15 protein-coding genes are annotated in these 17,499 nt (G+C 66.8%); 10 read left to right on the forward strand and 5 right to left on the reverse strand.

Annotated features, from left to right (window positions below):
* Positions 1-116 precede the first annotated feature (116 nt).
* Positions 117-773 (forward strand): OmpA family protein, encoded by a 657-nt coding sequence (locus FOY53_RS16690; RefSeq protein WP_146590958.1) that lies wholly within the window; start codon positions 117-119, stop codon positions 771-773.
* A 9-nt stretch (positions 774-782) separates the two neighbouring features.
* Here the strand turns inward: FOY53_RS16690 and FOY53_RS16695 are convergent, their stop codons facing one another.
* Positions 783-1,592: an IclR family transcriptional regulator gene (locus tag FOY53_RS16695; RefSeq protein ID WP_146590960.1), complete on the reverse strand. Its 810-nt coding sequence runs from the start codon at positions 1,590-1,592 to the stop codon at positions 783-785.
* A 129-nt stretch (positions 1,593-1,721) separates the two neighbouring features.
* Here FOY53_RS16695 and FOY53_RS16700 point away from each other — a divergent pair, with 129 nt between their 5' ends.
* From FOY53_RS16700 to FOY53_RS16740, 9 genes are all read left to right on the forward strand, one after another.
* Positions 1,722-3,305 (forward strand): M81 family metallopeptidase, encoded by a 1,584-nt coding sequence (locus FOY53_RS16700; protein WP_146590962.1) that lies wholly within the window; start codon positions 1,722-1,724, stop codon positions 3,303-3,305.
* Positions 3,299-4,909: an ABC transporter substrate-binding protein gene (locus FOY53_RS16705; protein ID WP_146590964.1), complete on the forward strand. Its 1,611-nt coding sequence runs from the start codon at positions 3,299-3,301 to the stop codon at positions 4,907-4,909. The genes FOY53_RS16700 and FOY53_RS16705 overlap by 7 nt, the downstream gene beginning before the upstream one ends.
* A gap of 85 nt (positions 4,910-4,994) precedes the next feature.
* A complete protein-coding gene (locus FOY53_RS16710; protein ID WP_146590966.1) occupies positions 4,995-5,936 on the forward strand; it encodes an ABC transporter permease in 942 nt (313 codons plus the stop codon).
* 1 nt (position 5,937) lies between these two features.
* Positions 5,938-6,825, forward strand: coding sequence for an ABC transporter permease (locus FOY53_RS16715; RefSeq protein WP_146590968.1), 888 nt, complete (start codon positions 5,938-5,940; stop codon positions 6,823-6,825).
* 3 nt (positions 6,826-6,828) lie between these two features.
* A complete protein-coding gene (locus FOY53_RS16720) occupies positions 6,829-8,514 on the forward strand; it encodes an ABC transporter ATP-binding protein (protein ID WP_146590971.1) in 1,686 nt (561 codons plus the stop codon).
* Positions 8,511-9,683, forward strand: coding sequence for a M20 aminoacylase family protein (locus FOY53_RS16725; protein ID WP_146590973.1), 1,173 nt, complete (start codon positions 8,511-8,513; stop codon positions 9,681-9,683). The genes FOY53_RS16720 and FOY53_RS16725 overlap by 4 nt, the downstream gene beginning before the upstream one ends.
* Before the next feature lie 91 nt (positions 9,684-9,774).
* Entirely contained in the window at positions 9,775-10,914 is a 1,140-nt protein-coding gene (locus FOY53_RS16730; protein WP_146590975.1) for a M20/M25/M40 family metallo-hydrolase, read from the forward strand.
* Positions 10,914-12,479: a gamma-glutamyltransferase gene (locus FOY53_RS16735; RefSeq protein WP_146590977.1), complete on the forward strand. Its 1,566-nt coding sequence runs from the start codon at positions 10,914-10,916 to the stop codon at positions 12,477-12,479. Before FOY53_RS16730 ends, FOY53_RS16735 begins: the two co-directional genes overlap by 1 nt.
* Before the next feature lie 17 nt (positions 12,480-12,496).
* Positions 12,497-13,999, forward strand: coding sequence for an amidase (locus FOY53_RS16740; protein WP_146590979.1), 1,503 nt, complete (start codon positions 12,497-12,499; stop codon positions 13,997-13,999).
* Positions 14,000-14,100: 101 nt separating this feature from the next.
* On the opposite strand, the gene FOY53_RS16745 is transcribed toward FOY53_RS16740, so the two are convergent.
* From FOY53_RS16745 to FOY53_RS16760, 4 genes are all read right to left on the reverse strand, one after another.
* Complete coding sequence (locus FOY53_RS16745; RefSeq protein WP_146590981.1) at positions 14,101-14,739, reverse strand: glutathione S-transferase family protein; 639 nt, start codon at positions 14,737-14,739, stop codon at positions 14,101-14,103.
* A 98-nt stretch (positions 14,740-14,837) separates the two neighbouring features.
* Positions 14,838-15,257, reverse strand: a complete 420-nt coding sequence (locus FOY53_RS16750; protein WP_146590983.1) for a type II toxin-antitoxin system VapC family toxin — start codon at positions 15,255-15,257, stop codon at positions 14,838-14,840.
* The gene (locus FOY53_RS16755) at positions 15,254-15,508 is read right to left on the reverse strand and encodes a type II toxin-antitoxin system Phd/YefM family antitoxin (protein WP_146590985.1); all 255 of its coding nucleotides are present in this window, start codon (positions 15,506-15,508) and stop codon (positions 15,254-15,256) included. Before FOY53_RS16755 ends, FOY53_RS16750 begins: the two co-directional genes overlap by 4 nt.
* A gap of 78 nt (positions 15,509-15,586) precedes the next feature.
* On the reverse strand, positions 15,587-17,497 hold the full coding sequence (locus FOY53_RS16760; RefSeq protein WP_146590987.1) for a caspase family protein: 1,911 nt from the start codon (positions 17,495-17,497) through the stop codon (positions 15,587-15,589).
* Positions 17,498-17,499: the final 2 nt, after the last annotated feature.

Below are 17,499 nucleotides of genomic sequence, written 5' to 3' on the forward strand. Positions count from 1 at the left end.
CGGATTGTGAACGGATCGGACATGTATTCACTCTGAAAAGGGCTGTTTTGAAACTGGTTTGATGATAGCCTAGAGGGTGTTCGCAACAAACCCTTTTTTAAATTCAGGTGACCGCCATGCGCCCCACCCTGCCGATTGTCCTAGTGCTCAGCGGCCTCTGTGCCGCCGGTCCCGCCACCGCCCAGCAGGAGCTGTCGGTCGACGAACTCATCCGGCTGTTCGAACGGCAGAAGCAGGTGTTCAACGAGGTTGAAACCAACGGGCTTGGCGCCACCCGCGGGCTGAAGCTGGTCACTGTCGAGGATGTGTCCGCCGAACCTGCAACCGAGACCGTGTCGGTGCGCGCCAGCGGCGAAGCGGTCGCAACCGACCCGAACCAGCCGATCAAGGCGGCGGCGGAACCGGGCAAACCGCTGGTGTTTGGCCAACTCGATCCCGAGATCCAGGTCAATCTGCACATCACCTTCGGCTTCGATTCCGCGGCCCTCGCCGCCGAGGAAAAACCCAAGCTCGACACGATGTGCGCGGTCCTGAAACAAAGCGACATCAACCTGGTCCGCATTGTCGGCCACACCGACACCTCAGGCTCTGACGCCTATAACGAACGGCTGTCGGTGCTGCGTGCCCGTGAAGTCGCCCGCCATCTCACCGAGGAATGCGGCATTGACCCCGCCCGGCTTGAAACCGTCGGCATGGGCGAACGCTTTCCCTACAATACCGACAACCCGCGGGCGGATGAAAACCGCCGGGTCGAGTTTCAGGCCCTGAGCTGAGCGCCGCGATCACAGGCTGCCGTTGATCGCCCGCGCCGCCTCGGTTGCCACCGGCGCTGCCTGACGGACAAACTCTTCGGGGGTCCATTCCGACAGCGACCCGGCCACGTGGATCGCCCCGAGCGGGGCACCGTCGTGCTGGGTGATGGCCACGCCGATGGCCACCTCGCCCTGCACGAATTCATCAATGACGACGGCGTAGCCGTCGGTTCGGGCGGATTCGACAAGCTGCATGATGATGTCGGGGTCGGTTTCGGTCTTTGAGGTATAGCTGTGCAGCGTCGTGCGCAGCACGATGTCGCGCGCCGCCTCTGCGGGCAGGGCCGCCAGCACCGCGCGCCCCCCCGCGGTGCAGAACGTGGGCACGCTGTGCCCGACGAGGGTGGCGTAAAAGGTTTCGCGCTTGCTTTGCATCCGCAGGGCATAGACCAGCCGGGTTTCGTCATAGAGGCTGAAGTCGACGCGTTCGCGGATGGTCTTGCGCAGTTCGAGCAGCACCGGCGTCGCCTTTTGCACCACGGGATCAAGCCGCAGCAAATCCAGCGTATGATCAAGCAGCCGGATGCCGGGAAGGTAGCCGCGATCATCCGCGCTGCGGCGGATATAGCCCAGGGTCGCAAGGGTGTGGATCAGCCGTTGCGCCGCCGAGCGGTCAATCTCGGCCCGGGCCGCGATCTCTGACAGGCTGAGCGGTCCGCTGGCCTGATGAAAGGCGCTGAGCACCTGCATGGCCCGCCCGACGGCGCGCACGAACAGCCGGTCGTCGTCTGCCTGAAAATTACTCTGTCTGGGCGGGTCGGCTCGAAGAATGCTGGACATGTAAATCTCTGGGTTGACGAATCTGAAAATGCATCACTACGCTTGTACTGCACTATAGCTGTATTGCTGTGCGATATGCAACCCCGATCTTCCCCAAGGATCAAAGATCAAAACCCGAAGGATCCCATAGTGCGCGTAGCCCTGGCCGGCTTTCTCCATGAAACGAACACCTTTGCGCCGGTTCCGGCGGATCTGGCGGCGTTCCGCTTTGGCGGCGGGTATGTGCCCATGGTGCGGGGGGCCGCGATGGTGGCCGCCTTCGAGCGGGTGAACCTGGGGATGTCGGGGGCGCTGCGCGTGGCGCAAGAGCTGGGCTGGGACACGGTGCCGCTGCTTTGGGCCGGGGCGATCCCGTCGGCGCAGGTGACCCGCGACGCGTTCGAACAGATCGCCGGCGAAATCGTCCAGGGACTGCGGGCCGCCGGGCCTCTGGACGGCGTCTTTCTGGATCTGCACGGCGCGATGGTGGCCGAACATCTGGATGACGGCGAGGCCGAGCTTGCCCGCCGGGTGCGGGCGGTGGTCGGCCCGGATGTGCCGGTTGCGGCGGCGCTGGACCTGCACGGCAATATCTCGGCAGACTTCGTGTCGCTGGTCGATGTCCTGGTCGGCTTTCGCACCTATCCGCATGTGGACATGGCCGACACCGGCGCGGTTGCGGCGCGGCTGCTGCACAAGATGATGACCACGGGCCGTCGCCCGGCCAAGGCCTTTCGCCGCATGTCCTATCTGGTGCCGATTCCGTTCCAGACGACCGACATGGCTCCGGCGCGGGGGCTCTACGCCGGACTGGACGCGGCCGGTGCACAGTCCACATCGCTGTTCATGGGCTTTCCGGCGGCGGATATTCCCGACTGTGGTCCGTCGGCTGTGGCCTTTGCCGCGACACAGGCGGCGGCGGACCACGCGGCGGACACCATCGCCGCCAGCTACGAAGCGGCGCGGGCAGCTTTTGACAACGCCACCTATTCGGCCCCCGAGGCCGTGGCCAGGGCGGTCGCACTTGCAACCGGGCCGGGCCGGGGGCCGGTGGTCATTGCCGACACCCAGGACAATCCCGGCGCCGGCGGGGTGTCCGCCACCACCGGAATGTTGCGGGCGCTGATCGCCGCCGATGCCCGCAACGCCGCCATCGGACTGATCGTCGATCCGCAATCCGCCAGGCAGGCACATGCTGCGGGGCAGGGCGCCTCCGCCCGGTTCCGCATCGGCGGTCATCCCGGCCTGCCGGGCGACGCCCCGGTCGACGCGGAGGCGGTGGTCGAAACCCTGTCAGAGGGCCGACTGCACGCCACCGGACCCTACTATGGCGGCACCCGCCTTGATCTCGGCCCCTCGGCCTGTCTGCGGATCGGGGGGGTGCGGGTCGTGGTGACCAGCCGCATCGCGCAGATGGCCGACCGCGAGATGTTTCGCTTTGTCGGCGTCCGTCCCGAGGATCAGGCCATTCTCGTGGTCAAGAGCTCGACCCATTTCCGGGCCGATTTCGCGCCGGTGGCGCGCGCCATCCTTGTTGCCCGCGCGCCCGGCCCGATGCCGTTCGATCCGGCCGAACTGCCGTTCACCCGGTTGCGTCCGGGGCTGCGGCTGTCGCCCTGCGGCCCCGTCTTCGCGGCCTTGCGTGCCACCGTGGCGCGCCCCGATCCCGGCGGTCTCGCCGCCGAGGTCCAATATCATCACACCGACAACCAACATGGGAAATCCACATGCTGACTTTGAGATCCGCCTTGAAACAGACCCGTGGCCTGGCCGCGGCGCTGCTGACCGGCACGGCCCTGCTGGCGCCCGGTGCGCTGGCCGCCCAGGACGGCGAAACCACCATCACCGCGGTGATGCACTCGGGCCTGCGGGTTCTGGACCCGGTGATCACCACCGCCCACATCACCCGTGACCACGGCTACATGATCTATGACGTGCTGACGGCGGTGGACGAAAACTTTGCGCCGCAGCCGCAGATGGCCAGCTGGGAGATGTCCGAGGACGGGCTGACCTACACCTTTACCCTGCGCGACGGCCTCAGGTTCCATGATGGCGCACCGGTGACCGGCGCCGATGCCGTCGCTTCGCTGCAGCGCTGGGGCAAGCGCGACTCCGGCGGCCAGCTGATCTTTGACGTCACCACCAGCCTCGAGGCTCCGGACGACAAGACCGTGGTCTGGACCCTGAGCGAACCCTTTGCGCCGCTGCTGGATGTGATTTCCAAACAGTCGGCGGTGCCGCCGTTCATCATGCCTGCCCGGGTCGCCGCGACCTCGTCGGACGAGACGATCACCGAATACGTCGGCTCGGGTCCGTTTGTCTTCAACGAAGCCGAATACGAGCCCGGCGTGAACGTCACCTATGACAAGTTCGACGACTACGTGCCGCGCGACGAGCCGGCCTCGTGGATGGCGGGCGGCAAGGTGGTGAATGTCGACAAGGTGGTCTGGACCACGATGCCGGATGCCCTGACGGCGCTGAACGCGCTGTCGGCGGGCGAAATCGACTATCTGGAACAGGTGCAGATCGACCTGATGCCGATCATCACCGGCAACCCGGATGTCACTGTCGAAAAGCGCGATGCGCTGGGTTATGTGACCATCGGCCGACCGAACCACCTGCACCCTCCGTTTGACAACAAGCTGGTGCGCCAGTCGGCGATGGCGGCGCTGGATCAGGAATCCATGCTGGCCACGATGCAGGGCGATCCGGAATACTATTCGGTCTGCGGCGCGATCTTTGGCTGCGCGACCCCGCTGGGCGACGCCAGCGGATCCGAAGACCTGACCGGCGGTGCCAACATCGAAAAGGCCAAGGCGCTGCTGGCCGAAGCAGGCTACGACGGCACGCCCATCGTGCTCATGGCGCCCACGGATGTGATCAGCCTGATCAACCAGCCGGTTGTCGCGGCGCAGGCGCTGCGCGAAGCGGGCTTCGAGGTCGACATGCAATCCATGGACTGGCAGTCTGTCGTGCAACGCCGCGCCCAGCAAAGCCCGGTCGCCGAAGGCGGCTGGAACATGTTCTTCACCAACTGGATGGTGCCCGAGGTGTCCGACCCGCTGATCAACGTCATGGTCAACGGCCGCGGCGACGACGCCTGGTTCGGCTGGCCCACCGATCCCGAGATCGAAGAGCTGCGCGCGGCCTTTGTGTCGGCAGAAAACCCGGCGTCGCAGAAAGAGATCGCCGTGAAGATCCAGCAACACGTGATGGACAACGTCAATTACATCATGATGGGGGAATACATCATCCCGCAGGCGCGCCGGAACACCATCCAGAACATGATCCCGTCGCCGGTTCCGGTGTTCTGGAACATGACCAAAGCGGCGGAATGAACCGCTCCGGAGGGCGCGCCCGCCGCGCTCTCCACCCCGCGGCTGCGCGCTGATCCGCACCGTTTCAAGCCAAGGAAACCCGAGCATGTTCGTCTACATCCTGAAACGCGTGCTGGCCACGATCCCGGTGATGCTGATCGTCGCGATCTTTGTGTTCCTGCTGCTGCGTCTGACCCCGGGCGATCCGGCGGCGATCCTCGCCGGCGATGCCGCGACGCCGGCCCAGCTGGAACGGATCCGCGACCGGCTGGGTCTGAACGACCCCCTGCTCACGCAGTTCTTCACCTGGATGGGCCAGTTGCTGCGGGGCGATCTCGGCGTGTCGCTGCTGTCCAACACCTCGGTCGCGGGCATGCTGGCGGACCGGCTGGGGCCGACGATCAACATCGCGCTGATGACCATCACCATCTCGGTCGCGCTGGCGGTGCCGATGGGCGTGATCGCCGCCTGGCGTCACCGCACCTGGGTCGATTTCCTGGTGATGTCCTTCTCGGTGCTGGGCTTTTCGGTGCCGGTGTTCGTCATCGGCTATATCCTGATCCAGATCTTCGCGATCGAACTGCGCTGGGTGCCGGTGCAGGGCTACAAGTCGCCCGGCGACGGCTTCGGCGCCTTCTTCAGCCGCGCGATCCTGCCCTCGCTGACACTGGCGACAATCTATATCGCACTGATTGCCCGCATGACCCGCGCCTCGATGCTCGAGGTGCTGGGCGAGGATTACATCCGCACCGCCCGCGCCAAGGGCGTGCGCGAAAACGTCGTGCTGTTCCGCCATGCACTGCGCAATGCCGCGGTGCCGATCCTGACCATCATCGGCACCGGATTCGCCCTGCTGATTTCCGGGGTGGTGGTGACCGAGTCGGTGTTCAACATCCCCGGCATCGGACGGCTCACCGTCGATGCCATCCTGGCGCGCGACTATCCGGTGATCCAGGCGATGATCCTGCTGACCGCAGGCATCTACGTCTTTGTCAACCTGCTGGTCGACGTCTCATATTCCTTCTTCGATCCCAGGATCCGGTACTGACATGACAGAGATCCCCCAATCGCGCCACAGTGCCTTTCAGGTGCTCACCGGTCTGTTTTCACTGCCCGCGGGCGCGCGGATCGGCATCGGGCCGATGATTGCCGCCGTCATTCTCGTGGTCATCGTGCTCGCCTCGGTTCTGGCGCCGCTCTATGTGCCGTATGACCCGCTGTCGATGAACGCCATGGCCCGGCTGAAACCTCCCTCGCCAGAGCATCTGCTGGGCACCGACCCCTATGGCCGCGACACCTTCAGCCGGGTGATGACCGGCGGTCGGGTGTCCCTGCTGATCGGCGTGGGCGCCGCGGTGGTCAGCGTCGCCATCGGTCTGGCCATCGGCCTGGTGGCCGGGTTCTTCCGCCTGGCCGACAGCATCATCATGCGGATCATGGACAGCCTCATGGCGATTCCGGCGATCCTGCTGGCGATTGCGCTGGTGGCGCTGAACGGGCCGAGCCTGATGTCGGTGATCATCGCCATCACTGTCCCCGAGGTGCCACGGGTCGTGCGTCTGGTGCGCTCTGTCGTGCTCTCGGCGCGCGAGGAACCCTATGTCGAGGCCGCCATCGCGCTCGGCTCGTCCATGCCCAGGATCCTGATCCAGCACCTGATGCCCAACACCTTTGCGCCGCTGATCGTGCAGGGCACCTATATCTGCGCGTCGGCCATCCTGATCGAGGCGATCCTGTCCTTTCTCGGGGCCGGGGTATCGACCGAAATCCCGACCTGGGGCAATATCATGGCCGAGGGGCGGACATATTTCCAGATCAAGCCGGGGCTGATCTTCTGGCCGGGACTGTTGTTGTCGCTGTGCATCCTGGCGATCAACCTGCTGGGCGATACCGCGCGCGATCTGCTGGATCCGCGCATGAAAAAGCGCGAGGGCTAGGCCATGGAATTCACCTCAAAGGACCTGGGCAATGCCAGGACGGTGCTGAAAATCCGCGGGCTGAAGGTGGGTCTGGTGGGCCGTCCGGGCGCCGCACCGGTGCTGGACGGCATCGACCTCGATATCCGTGCCGGCGAAACCCATTGCCTTGTCGGTGAAAGCGGTTCGGGCAAATCCGTCACCTCGCTCTGCGCCATGGGGCTGCTGCCCCGGGGCGCCCTCGAGACAACCGGCGGCTCCATCGATCTCGAAGGGATCGAGATCACCACCGCCAGACCGGCGCGGATGCGCGAACTGCGCGCCCGCCGCATCGCGATGATCTTTCAGGAACCGATGACCGCGCTGAACCCGGTGCTGCGGGTCGGCGAACAGATCGAGGAGGTGCTGAACATGCACACCGATCTGTCGCAATCCGAGGCCAGGAGCCGCACCATCGACATGATGGAGCAGGTGCATCTGCCCGACGTGCAGCGGATCTATTCCGCCTTTCCGCACCAGCTTTCGGGGGGGCAGCGCCAGCGCATCATGATCGCCATGGCGCTGATCCTCGACCCGGACCTGCTGATCGCGGACGAGCCGACGACGGCGCTGGATGTCACCACCCAGTTGCAGATCCTGAAACTGATCGCCGAGATGCAGCACCGCCATGGCACGGCGGTGCTGTTCATCACCCACGACATGGGCGTGGTGGCCGAAATCGCCGACACGGTCAGCGTCATGCAGTCCGGCCGGATCGTCGAACGCGCGCCGATCCGCGATCTGCTGACCAACCCGCAGGAAACCTACACCCGCAAACTGCTGCAAGCGGTGCCGAACCTGGCCCCGCGCGCCGCGCGCGGTGCGGCGGCGGCACCGGACGTGATCACGGTCAAGGCGCTGGACATGACCTATGGCGGCGGCGGGTTCTTCCGCAAGGCCGCAGGTGTGAAGGCGGCGCAGGATGTCTCCTTTGCCATTGCCCCCGGGCGCACCCTCGGCATCGTCGGCGAAAGCGGCTCGGGCAAATCCACCGTGGCGCGCTGCATCCTGCGGCTGATCGACCCGACCGCCGGGCAGGTCACCGTCGCGGGCACCGAAATCGCCCATCTGTCCCGCCGCCAGCTGCAACCGCACCGCAAACACTTCCAGATCGTGTTCCAGGACCCGTACCGCTCGCTCAACCCGCGCTGGACCGTGGCGCGCAGCCTTTGCGAGGGTCCGGTCAACTTCGGCACCCCAAGAGAGGCGGCAATGTCCCATGCCGCCGAGCTGATGGCGCTTGTGGATCTGCCGCGGGACGCGCTCGACCGCTATCCGCACCAGTTTTCGGGCGGCCAGCGCCAGCGCATCGCCATCGCCCGCGCGGTGGCGATGAAACCCGACCTTCTGGTCGCGGACGAGGCGGTGTCGGCGCTGGACGTGAGCGTTCAGGCCCAGGTGCTGGACCTGCTGGACGACATCCAGGAAAAATTCGGCGTGGCGATGCTGTTCATTACCCACGACCTGCGGGTCGCGGCGCAGATCTGTGACGAGGTGCTGGTGATGCAGAAGGGCCGGGTCGTCGAACAGGGCCCCGCCGCCGCGGTCCTGTCCGATCCGGCCCACACATATACCCGAACTCTGATCGAGGCGGCCCCCGGCCGTCTCTGGGACTTTGCCAATTTCCGCGCGCTCGACCACGCGCCCGCCAGACAAGGAGCCACCGCATGAGCATTCTTCCGGAAATCGCGGCTTTTGCCACCGATCTCACCACCCTCCGGCAGGATTTCCACGCCCACCCGGAACTGGGCTTCGAAGAGGTCCGCACCGCGGGCATCGTCGCCCGGGAACTGCGCGCCTATGGTGTCGACGAGGTGCACGAAGGCATCGGCGGCACCGGCGTGGTCGGCCTGATCCGCGGGCAGGGCGGCGGCAACCGCCGCGTCGGTCTGCGGGCCGACATGGACGCGCTGCCGATCGTCGAAACCTCCGGCGTGGCCTACGCCTCGACCCATCCCGGGCGGATGCATGCCTGCGGCCACGACGGCCACACCACCATGCTGCTGGGGGCGGCGCGCTATCTGGCCGCAACCCGGGATTTCGACGGCACCGTGGTGCTGATCTTCCAGCCCGCCGAAGAGGGCCTGGGGGGCGCCCGCCGGATGATCGCCGAAGGGCTGTTCGACAGGTTCCCCTGCGACGAAATCTACGGCATGCACAACGATCCCAATTCCGACCCCGGCGTGGTCCGCGTCACCCCCGGCCCGGCGATGGCGGGGGCGTCGTTCTTTGACATCACCCTCAACGGCACCGGCAGCCACGCCGCCATGCCGCATCAGTCAAGGGACCCCATCGTGATCGGCACCGCGCTGGTCCAGCAACTGCAAAGCGTGGTGTCCCGCAACACCCCGCCGACCCGGCCGGTGGTGCTGTCGGTGACCAGGTTCCATGCCGGCTCCGCCTACAACGTGGTGCCCGACAGCGCCACGATCTCGGGCACCCTGCGCTATTTCCACGACGAGGTGTCGGAGATGGCCGAAACCCGTATCCGCGAACTCTGCGCCGGCATGGCACTGGCCTATGGTGTCGAAATCACCGTCGATCTGCGCAATGTCTTCGACGTGCTGATGAACGATCCCGAACTGAGCACGGCCTATGTGGCAGCGGCGGCAGAGGTGGTCGGCCCCGCGATGGCGTCACAATCGACCGAGCAGGCCACCGGCTCGGAAGACTTTGCCGACATGCTCAAGCTGGTGCCCGGGGCCTACTGCCGGGTCGGCCACGCCGGCGGCGTGCCGCTGCACAACCCCGGATTCGTTCTTGACGACGCCATCCTGCCGGTGGGCGCTTCGATCTACGCCCGCATCGTCGAAACCCGCCTGCCAAAGGCCCCCGCCTGAGGCAGCGCGCGCGCCGTCCCGCTTCTTCTCTTTCCAAATACTCAAAAGACCCCCGGCCGCCCCGCGCCGCCGCCGGGACAGGAGCCCGCAGATGACCACCCCGCCAGACCTGCCGTTTGACACCGAGGAAATGCTCGCCGGGCTGAAGCCCTGGATCGAAACCGAAAGCCCGACCTTCGACGCCGCCGCCGTCAACCGGATGATGGACCTGGTGCAGCACGAGATGGCGGCGCTCGGGGCGCGGGTCGAACGCATTCCGGGCCGCATGGGGCTGGGGGACAGCCTGCGCGCGACGATGCCGCACCCCAGGGCCGGGCAGGGCGGAATCCTGCTGCTGGGACATCTCGACACCGTGCACCCGGTGGGCACGCTGGCGAAACTGCCGTTCCGCCGCGAAGGGGACATCTGTTTCGGACCGGGGTTGATGGACATGAAGGGCGGCAACTATGTGTATCTCGACGCCCTGCGCAAGCTGCTGGCGGCGGGGATCGAAACCCCGCTGCCGGTCACCGTGCTCTTCACCCCGGACGAAGAGATCGGCACCCCCTCGACCCGGACGCTGATCGAAGCCGAGGCCAGGCGGCACAAATATATCCTGGTGCCGGAACCCGCCCGCCCGGACGGCGGCGCGGTGATCGGCCGTTACGCCATTGCCCGGTTCAACCTGCAGACCCGCGGCAAACCCAGCCATGCCGGCTGGGCGCTCAGGGACGGCCGCTCGGCCATCGCCGAGATGGCCAGATCCGTGGCTCTGATCGAGGACATGACCAGCGACGACTGCACCTTTTCGGTCGGAGTCTTCCACGCCGGGCAATGGGTCAACTGCGTCTCGTCGGTCTGCGATGCCGAGGTGCTGTCGATGGCCAAGACCCAGGAGCTGCTGGACGCGGGCGTGGCGCGGATGCTGGCGCTCAACAGCGACGAAGGTGAAGTGGTGATGGAGGTCCGGCGCGGCGTCACCCGCCCGGTCTGGGAGCCGGACCAGCCCGGCACCATGGCGATGCTGGCCCTGGCGCAGGACATTTCCGCTCAGATCGGTTTCGAGATGACCGGCGCCTCGGCGGGGGGCGGGTCCGACGGCAATTTCACCGGCTTCCTCGGCCTGCCGACGCTGGATTCCATCGGTGTGCGCGGCAAGGGCCTGCACACGCTGAACGAACATATCGAGGTTGACAGCCTGGTCGAACGCGCCCGCCTTGCCGCCGGCCTATATTGCCGTCTGGGGGCCTGATGTCCGACGCCCTGTCCCGCTCCATGGAGATCCGCAAGCACGTGGTCCGGACCGACCGCGGCGTTGTCGCCGCACAGCACCGTCAGGCCGCCGAAGCCGGGGCCGAGGTGCTGCGCGCCGGCGGTGATGCGGTTGATGCGGCGGTCGCCTGCGGCTTTGTCTGCGGTGTGCTGGAACCCTGGATGTCCGGGCCTGCGGGGGGCGGTGCGGCGATGCACTGGCGCGCCGACAGCGGCACGGCGCAGGCGCTGAACTTTGGCATGCGCGCCCCGGCCGCGCTGCGGATCGCGGATTTTCCGCTGTCCGGTGAGGGTCTCGCCGGAGACCTGTTTCCCTGGCAGCGGGTGGTCGGGGACCGCAATGTCACCGGCGCCAGGGCCGTGGCCACGCCGGGCATGGTCGACGGGCTGGCGACGGCGCACGCGCGCTGGGGCCGGCTGCCCTGGAACGAGCTGCTGGCGCCCGCGATCCGCCACGCCAGACGGGGCATGGCGGTGGACTGGTACGCGGCGCTGATCATCGCCAGCGTCACCCGGGACCTGGCCCGCGATCCACATGCCGCGGCGATGTTCCTGGTCGACGGGCAGTGGCCGCGCCCCTTTGCCTGGACCGCGCTGGCCGAAGACCGCATCGATCAGAGCCGCATGGCGGACAGCCTGGACATCCTGGCCCGCGATGGCGCCGACGCGCTGCACGGCGGAGATCTGGGGGCGGCCATGGCCCGGGACGTGCGCGACAAGGGCGGCTATCTGACCTCGGACGACCTGGCCGCAAACCGGGCACAGTTCCAGACCGCTCTGTCGGTGCCCTACCGCGACGCCCTGTTTCAGGTCATGCCGGGGCTGACCGCCGGGCCAACCTTTGCCCGCGCGCTGCAGCACCTGGCGACAGAGGATCTGCCCAGCCCGGAGGCCGCCTATCCCGCCTATGCCCGCGCCCTGCGCAGGGCGTACGGGGACCGGCTGGCGACCATGGGGCATGACGGCGAAACAGCCGCGGCCCCCGGCTGTACCACCCATTTTTCCGTCGTTGACCGCGATGGCAACATGGTGTCGCACACCCAGACGCTGCTGTCGGTCTTCGGGTCGCGCATCCTGTCGCCATCGACCGGATTCCTGATGAACAACGGCATCATGTGGTTTGACCCCGAACAGGGCCGCGCCAATTCGCTGGCCCCGGGCAAACCCTGCCTGATGAACGTCTGTCCGGTGCTGGGGCACGCCAACGGCAAGAGCTTTGCCCTCGGCGCCTCCGGTGGCCGCAAGATCGTCGGGGCGGTGGCACAGATCGCGTCGTTCCTGGCGGATTTCGACATGGATCTGAACACCGCGTTTCACCAGCCGCGCATCGACGTCTCGGGCGGGGCCCAGATCCTTGCCGATGCCGCGCTGTCGCCCGAAGTGATCACGGCGCTGGCAACCGTCGCACCGGTGACCGCGGCCCGCCGGTCGCTGCTGCCTTATCCTTTTGCCTGCCCGGCAGGGGTGTTGCAGCATGGCGCGGACCGGTACGGCGCCACCGAAGTGATGACCGCCTGGGGCGACGCCGTCGCCGAACCCGCATGACCCGACAGGAGCCGTTGATGTCCTACGCCACCGACCCCGCCGATCTGAGCGCCACCGAGGCGCGCCGCCTGATCGCCCGCCGCCAATTGTCCGCCGTCGAGCTGGCCGAGGCCTGCATCAGCCGGGTCGAGACGCTGGATCACGCGGTGAATGCCGTGGTGGCGCGCGATTTCGACGCGCTGCGCGCCGGGGCCAAAGCCGCCGACGCCCGGCAGGCCGCGGGCAAGCCGCTGGGCGCGCTGCACGGCCTGCCGGTTGCGATCAAGGACATGAACGACGTTGCCGGACTGCCCACCACCTTCGGATCAGAGATCTTCCGCGACAATGTGCCCGCACAGGACGATCCGCTTGTGGCCGGGCTGCGCGCGGCGGGGGCCTTGCCGCTGGGCAAGACCAACAACCCGGAATGGAGCGCCGGCGCCAACACCCGCAACCGGGTCTATGGCACAACGGCGAACCCCCATGACCCGCGCCGGAGCTGCGGCGGATCTTCGGGCGGCTCGGCGGTGGCGCTGGCCTGCGGATATGCGCCGCTGGCCTCTGGCTCGGACCTTGGCGGATCGCTGCGCACCCCGGCGGCCTATTGCGGCGTTGTCGGATTCCGGCCCAGCCCCGGTGTGGTTCCGGGCGCCGCGCGGGCGACCGGTTTGCTGCCGCAGTCGACATCCGGGCCGATGGCGCGCACCGTGGCGGATTGCGGGCTGATGCTGTCGGTCATGGCCAGCCCGGACCGGCGCGACCCGTTCACGACGGTGATCGACGGGCGCACGCCCTGGGATCCGTCCGGGTTCGCCCGGTTGCATCGCTGCGACCTTGGTGCCCTGCGCATCGGCGTGACCGAAGACTTCGGCTTTGCCCCGGTGGAATCGGCGACGCGCAGCCTGTTCCGGACCGCGCTTGCCGCGCTGCAACCCTTTCTTGGGCCGGTCACGGAACGCGCCCCGGATTGCAGCGGCGCCGACCGCATCTTTGCCGTGCTGCGGGCGGTGATGTTTCTGGCCACCCATGCGCGGTTTGTCGACGAAACCCCGGCACTTGTCGGCGCGAACGTCACCGGGAATGTTGCCGAAGGCCGCCGCTACAGCGCGGCCGACGTGGCCCAGGCGCTCGAGATGCAGGGCGCCTACCACCGCCGCTGGCAGACCTTTTTCGACAGTTGCGACATCGTGATGTCACCGGCGGTGACGGTCACGCCGCGCGATTGGCACGAGATGTTCCCGACCGCCATCGACGGCGCGCCGACGCACAGCTATTACCACTGGCTGGGTCTGGCCTATGCCGCGACCATCCCCGGGCATCCGGCGATCACGATTCCCTGCGGACGCGACAGCAACGGCCTGCCCTTCGGGCTGCAGATCGTCGGGCGGCGTCACGACGATGCCACCCTCCTAGCCGTCGCCGCCGAACTCGAAGCGGTGATTTCCGGCCTGCCGGATCTTGCACCGGGCAGACCGGACCTCGACCGGTTGCGCCGGGCTCCGAACCTGTCTGCCGCAAGCGGGTTTTTTCCCGACGCCTAGCGGCCCCGGATTTCGGGGGCGACGCTGCACCGATCTATATTACATAATGCGAATTATGCGATGTGCCACAAGCCCCGGGCGGTTTGCGTGCCTCCGGACGCTCAGGCGCCCGGAATGTCCTGCACATATTTGGGAACATGATAACCGCTCTGAACCGCCGGCCGCTCGAGGATCCGGCGGTACCAGGCCCGGATATTCGGAAACTCGGCCAGGTCGATGCCCTGCCAGTCGTGGCGTGAAATCCACGGCCAGATCGCCATGTCTGCAATGGTGTAGGTGCCCTTGCCTTCCCCGACCACGTAGTCGCGCCCCTCGAGACGGGTGTTCAGCACCCGGTACAGGCGCTGCGCTTCCTTGCTGTAGCGTTCCTCGGCGTAGGCGGATTTTCCGGCGTTGTATTTCACGAAATGATGCACCTGGCCCAGCATCGGCCCCAGACCACCCATCTGCCACATCAGCCATTCGACCATGTGCCAGTACTCATCGCCGGTGACCTGAAAGCGGTCGTATTTCCGCGCGAGGTATAACATGATCGCGCCGGACTCCATCAGATGCAGGCCGGTGTCATGATCGACGATGGCGGGAATCCGGTTGTTCGGGGCAATCTTCAGGAAGTCGGGCGCAAACTGCTCGTCCCTGGAAATGTCGATCGGCTTGACGGTATAGGGCACGCCCAGTTCTTCCAGCAGGATGGACACCTTGCGTCCGTTCGGCGTGGTCCAGGTATATAGATCAATCATGTGCAGTCCTGTGCGATGGGCCTGAAATCGGTGTAAGTGCTGCCCCGAACCTATGCCCCGCCCCCGACAAAGGAAAGCCTGCCCCGTGGCGGCGGGCGTCACCCCGGTTCGGTGCGGAACGGATCAAATACCTGCACGCCGGTTGGCGCGAAATCCGCGGCATTGCGCGTCACCACCGTGGCATCGCGGCTCAGCGCCTGGGCGGCTATCATGAGGTCGGCGCCGGAATGCCCCAACCGGGCCGACAGCTCGCCCCAGACCAGCGCGTCCCGGGCGGTGAAGTCGATCAGCCGGTCGCTGAACACCGCAATCGTGCGTTCCAGCCAGTGCCGCAGATCGCGGGCAAAGTCCGGGTTCTGCGGTTCCTGCAACCGGATGCCGCGCTCGATCTCGCCCAGGGTGATGGTGCTGAGGAACAGTTCGGCCTCGGACCGCTGGGCCAGCCAGCCTGCAACCTGCGGCGCCCGCCCGGCCCGCCGCACCGCCGAGACAACATTGGTGTCGAGGATGTAGATCAAAACTCGACGTCGCGCGGCCGGACCTGCGCGCGTGGCGAACCATCGTCCGGCGCGGCGCCGGGAAAGGCCAGCAGGTGATCGGCAAAGCTTTCCCGCCGCGCGGCGGCGATCCGCACCAGCCGGGCATATTCCTCCGCCGCAACCACCACCACGGCCGGCTTGCCGCGCCGCGACACCTCCTGCGGGCGTCCGCTCAGCGCTGCTTCGACAACCGCGCTGAACCGGTTCTTTGCGTCCTGCAATGTGAGCATCAAAACCTCCTGTCTAGCCAGATAGCTAGATAGTTGCTTTCGACGTTGAAATCAAGCCTTGCCCCACCCCGGCCACGCTCAGTTCACCAGCACTCTGGCCACGAATCCGCCGTTGCGCCACTGCGCCAGCGCCGCGGAAAAGTTCTGCCCCGGCAGCCCGTCGACCGTGCTGGTATAATATCCTGCGGCCTTCAGCCGTTCCTGCGTCGCCGCGATGGTGTCCCGCGACCACTGGTCGGCGGATTCGGTCAGCCTGCGCAGGATCTCTCCGCTGTCTTCGGCGGCGCCGCGCAACAGCATGTTCGCCGCCTGCCCGGGATCCCGCGCCACGCCACGCCCCTCGTCCAGCAGGATCGCCGCCGCCAGATAGGCCCCGGGCGCGCCGTCGTGGGCGGCATCGGTGAAATATTTCAACGCATCCGCCGGGCTGTCGACCTGGCCGTCCTGCGCCAGAACCCCAAGGTTGTACCTGGCAGTGGCCGACCCCTCAGCCGCCGCGCGTTTCATCAGGGCGATGGCATCGGTGCTGTCGCCGCCGCCTTCCAGCATCGTGACCGCAAGGTTGATCATCGCATCAAGACTGCCCCCTTCGGCCGCGGTGCGGTTCAGCTCCATCGCCCGCGCCGGATCCGGATCGACCCCGGTGCCGGTTTCGTACAGTTGCGCCAGGCTGACCATGGCGCGCAGGTCGCCGCGCGCTGCCGCGTCCTTGTACAGGCGCACCGCCTGCCGCGTGTCGCCCGCAGCCCAGGTCGCGCGCGCCAGCAATGCCGCGTAGTGCGGCAGATCCGGTGACTGCGACACCGCCGCACTGCAGGCGCGCACCGCGTTCAGCGCGTTGGCCTGCAACAGCTCGAACGGCACCCCGGAATTGTCCGCCGTCGCATCGCGCGGATGGGTGGCCAGCCGCTGGCAGATCGACCCGGGCAGCGCATCCTCGGGGCGCGGGATCGACTCGAGCAGTTGCTGCGCCTCGTCGACATGAGCGCCGTCCGGATACCGTTCCAGATACACCTCCATCAGTGGCCGCATCCGGCTGCGCCGCGCCAGTTCCCACAGCCGGTCGGCGTCGTCGGCAAGGTTCAGCGCCCGGGTCCGGGTGCCGGTCCGCAGATGCGCCACCGCCTCGTCCACATGCGCACCCCCCGGGTATCGGTCGACATACAGCGACAGCAGTTGCGGATCGCCGGCATTCACCGCCAGCTGGTACAACAGACTTTCCTCGGAAATCGACTGCGGCCCGTCGTCAAAGCGGAACTGCCGGGTGAGCGAGGAGTTTTCAAAGGGGATCTGCCTGCCACCGGTCGCCGCCCGCACATCCCGCCGCACACCGATCATCATCTGCTGGATGTCCTGCCCCGGGGTGTAGATGTGGTGCAGCAGCGCCTCGGTGAAAAAGCTGTTCCGCCCGGTGCCGTCATAGGCCACATTGTCCGGCTGCGTGGCATAGACGAACATGAAATCCGCCTCTGTCCCGACCCGCGCCAGCCCCTTGCCCACACGCGACTCCTGCTCCAGCGCGGCGCCGAACGGATTGTCCCGGCAAGCGTCCAGAAACACCAGCTTGACCCCTTTCGAACGCTGCATCGCATCCAGCACCCGTTCAAGCCCGTCGGTTTCTTTCGTCACATCCGAGGCCGAGCGGATGACCGCGTCGGCAGGCACCAGATAATTGCGCCCGTCGGCCTGAAAGCCATGCCCGGCGTAAAAGAACAGCACCGTGTCCGCCCCCTCGGCCGCGCTGGCGAAATCTGCCAGCACCCGCGCCATCCGGTCCTTGGTGACGTCGATCTCGAGCATCACCTGAAACCCCAGCCCGCGCAGCGCGACCGAAATGTCCAATGCGTCGTTGCGCGGGTTCTCCAGCGTGTTGAACTGGGTGTAGTCGGAATTGCCGATGACCAGCGCCACCCGGTTCTGTGCCGCCGCCGACCCGCCCGTCACAAGGACGGACAGGACAAGAAGCAGACCGCACAGTACCTGTCTCATGG

It is taken from the genome of Puniceibacterium confluentis, assembly GCF_007923445.1.
In the GTDB taxonomy this organism is placed as follows: domain Bacteria; phylum Pseudomonadota; class Alphaproteobacteria; order Rhodobacterales; family Rhodobacteraceae; genus Puniceibacterium; species Puniceibacterium confluentis.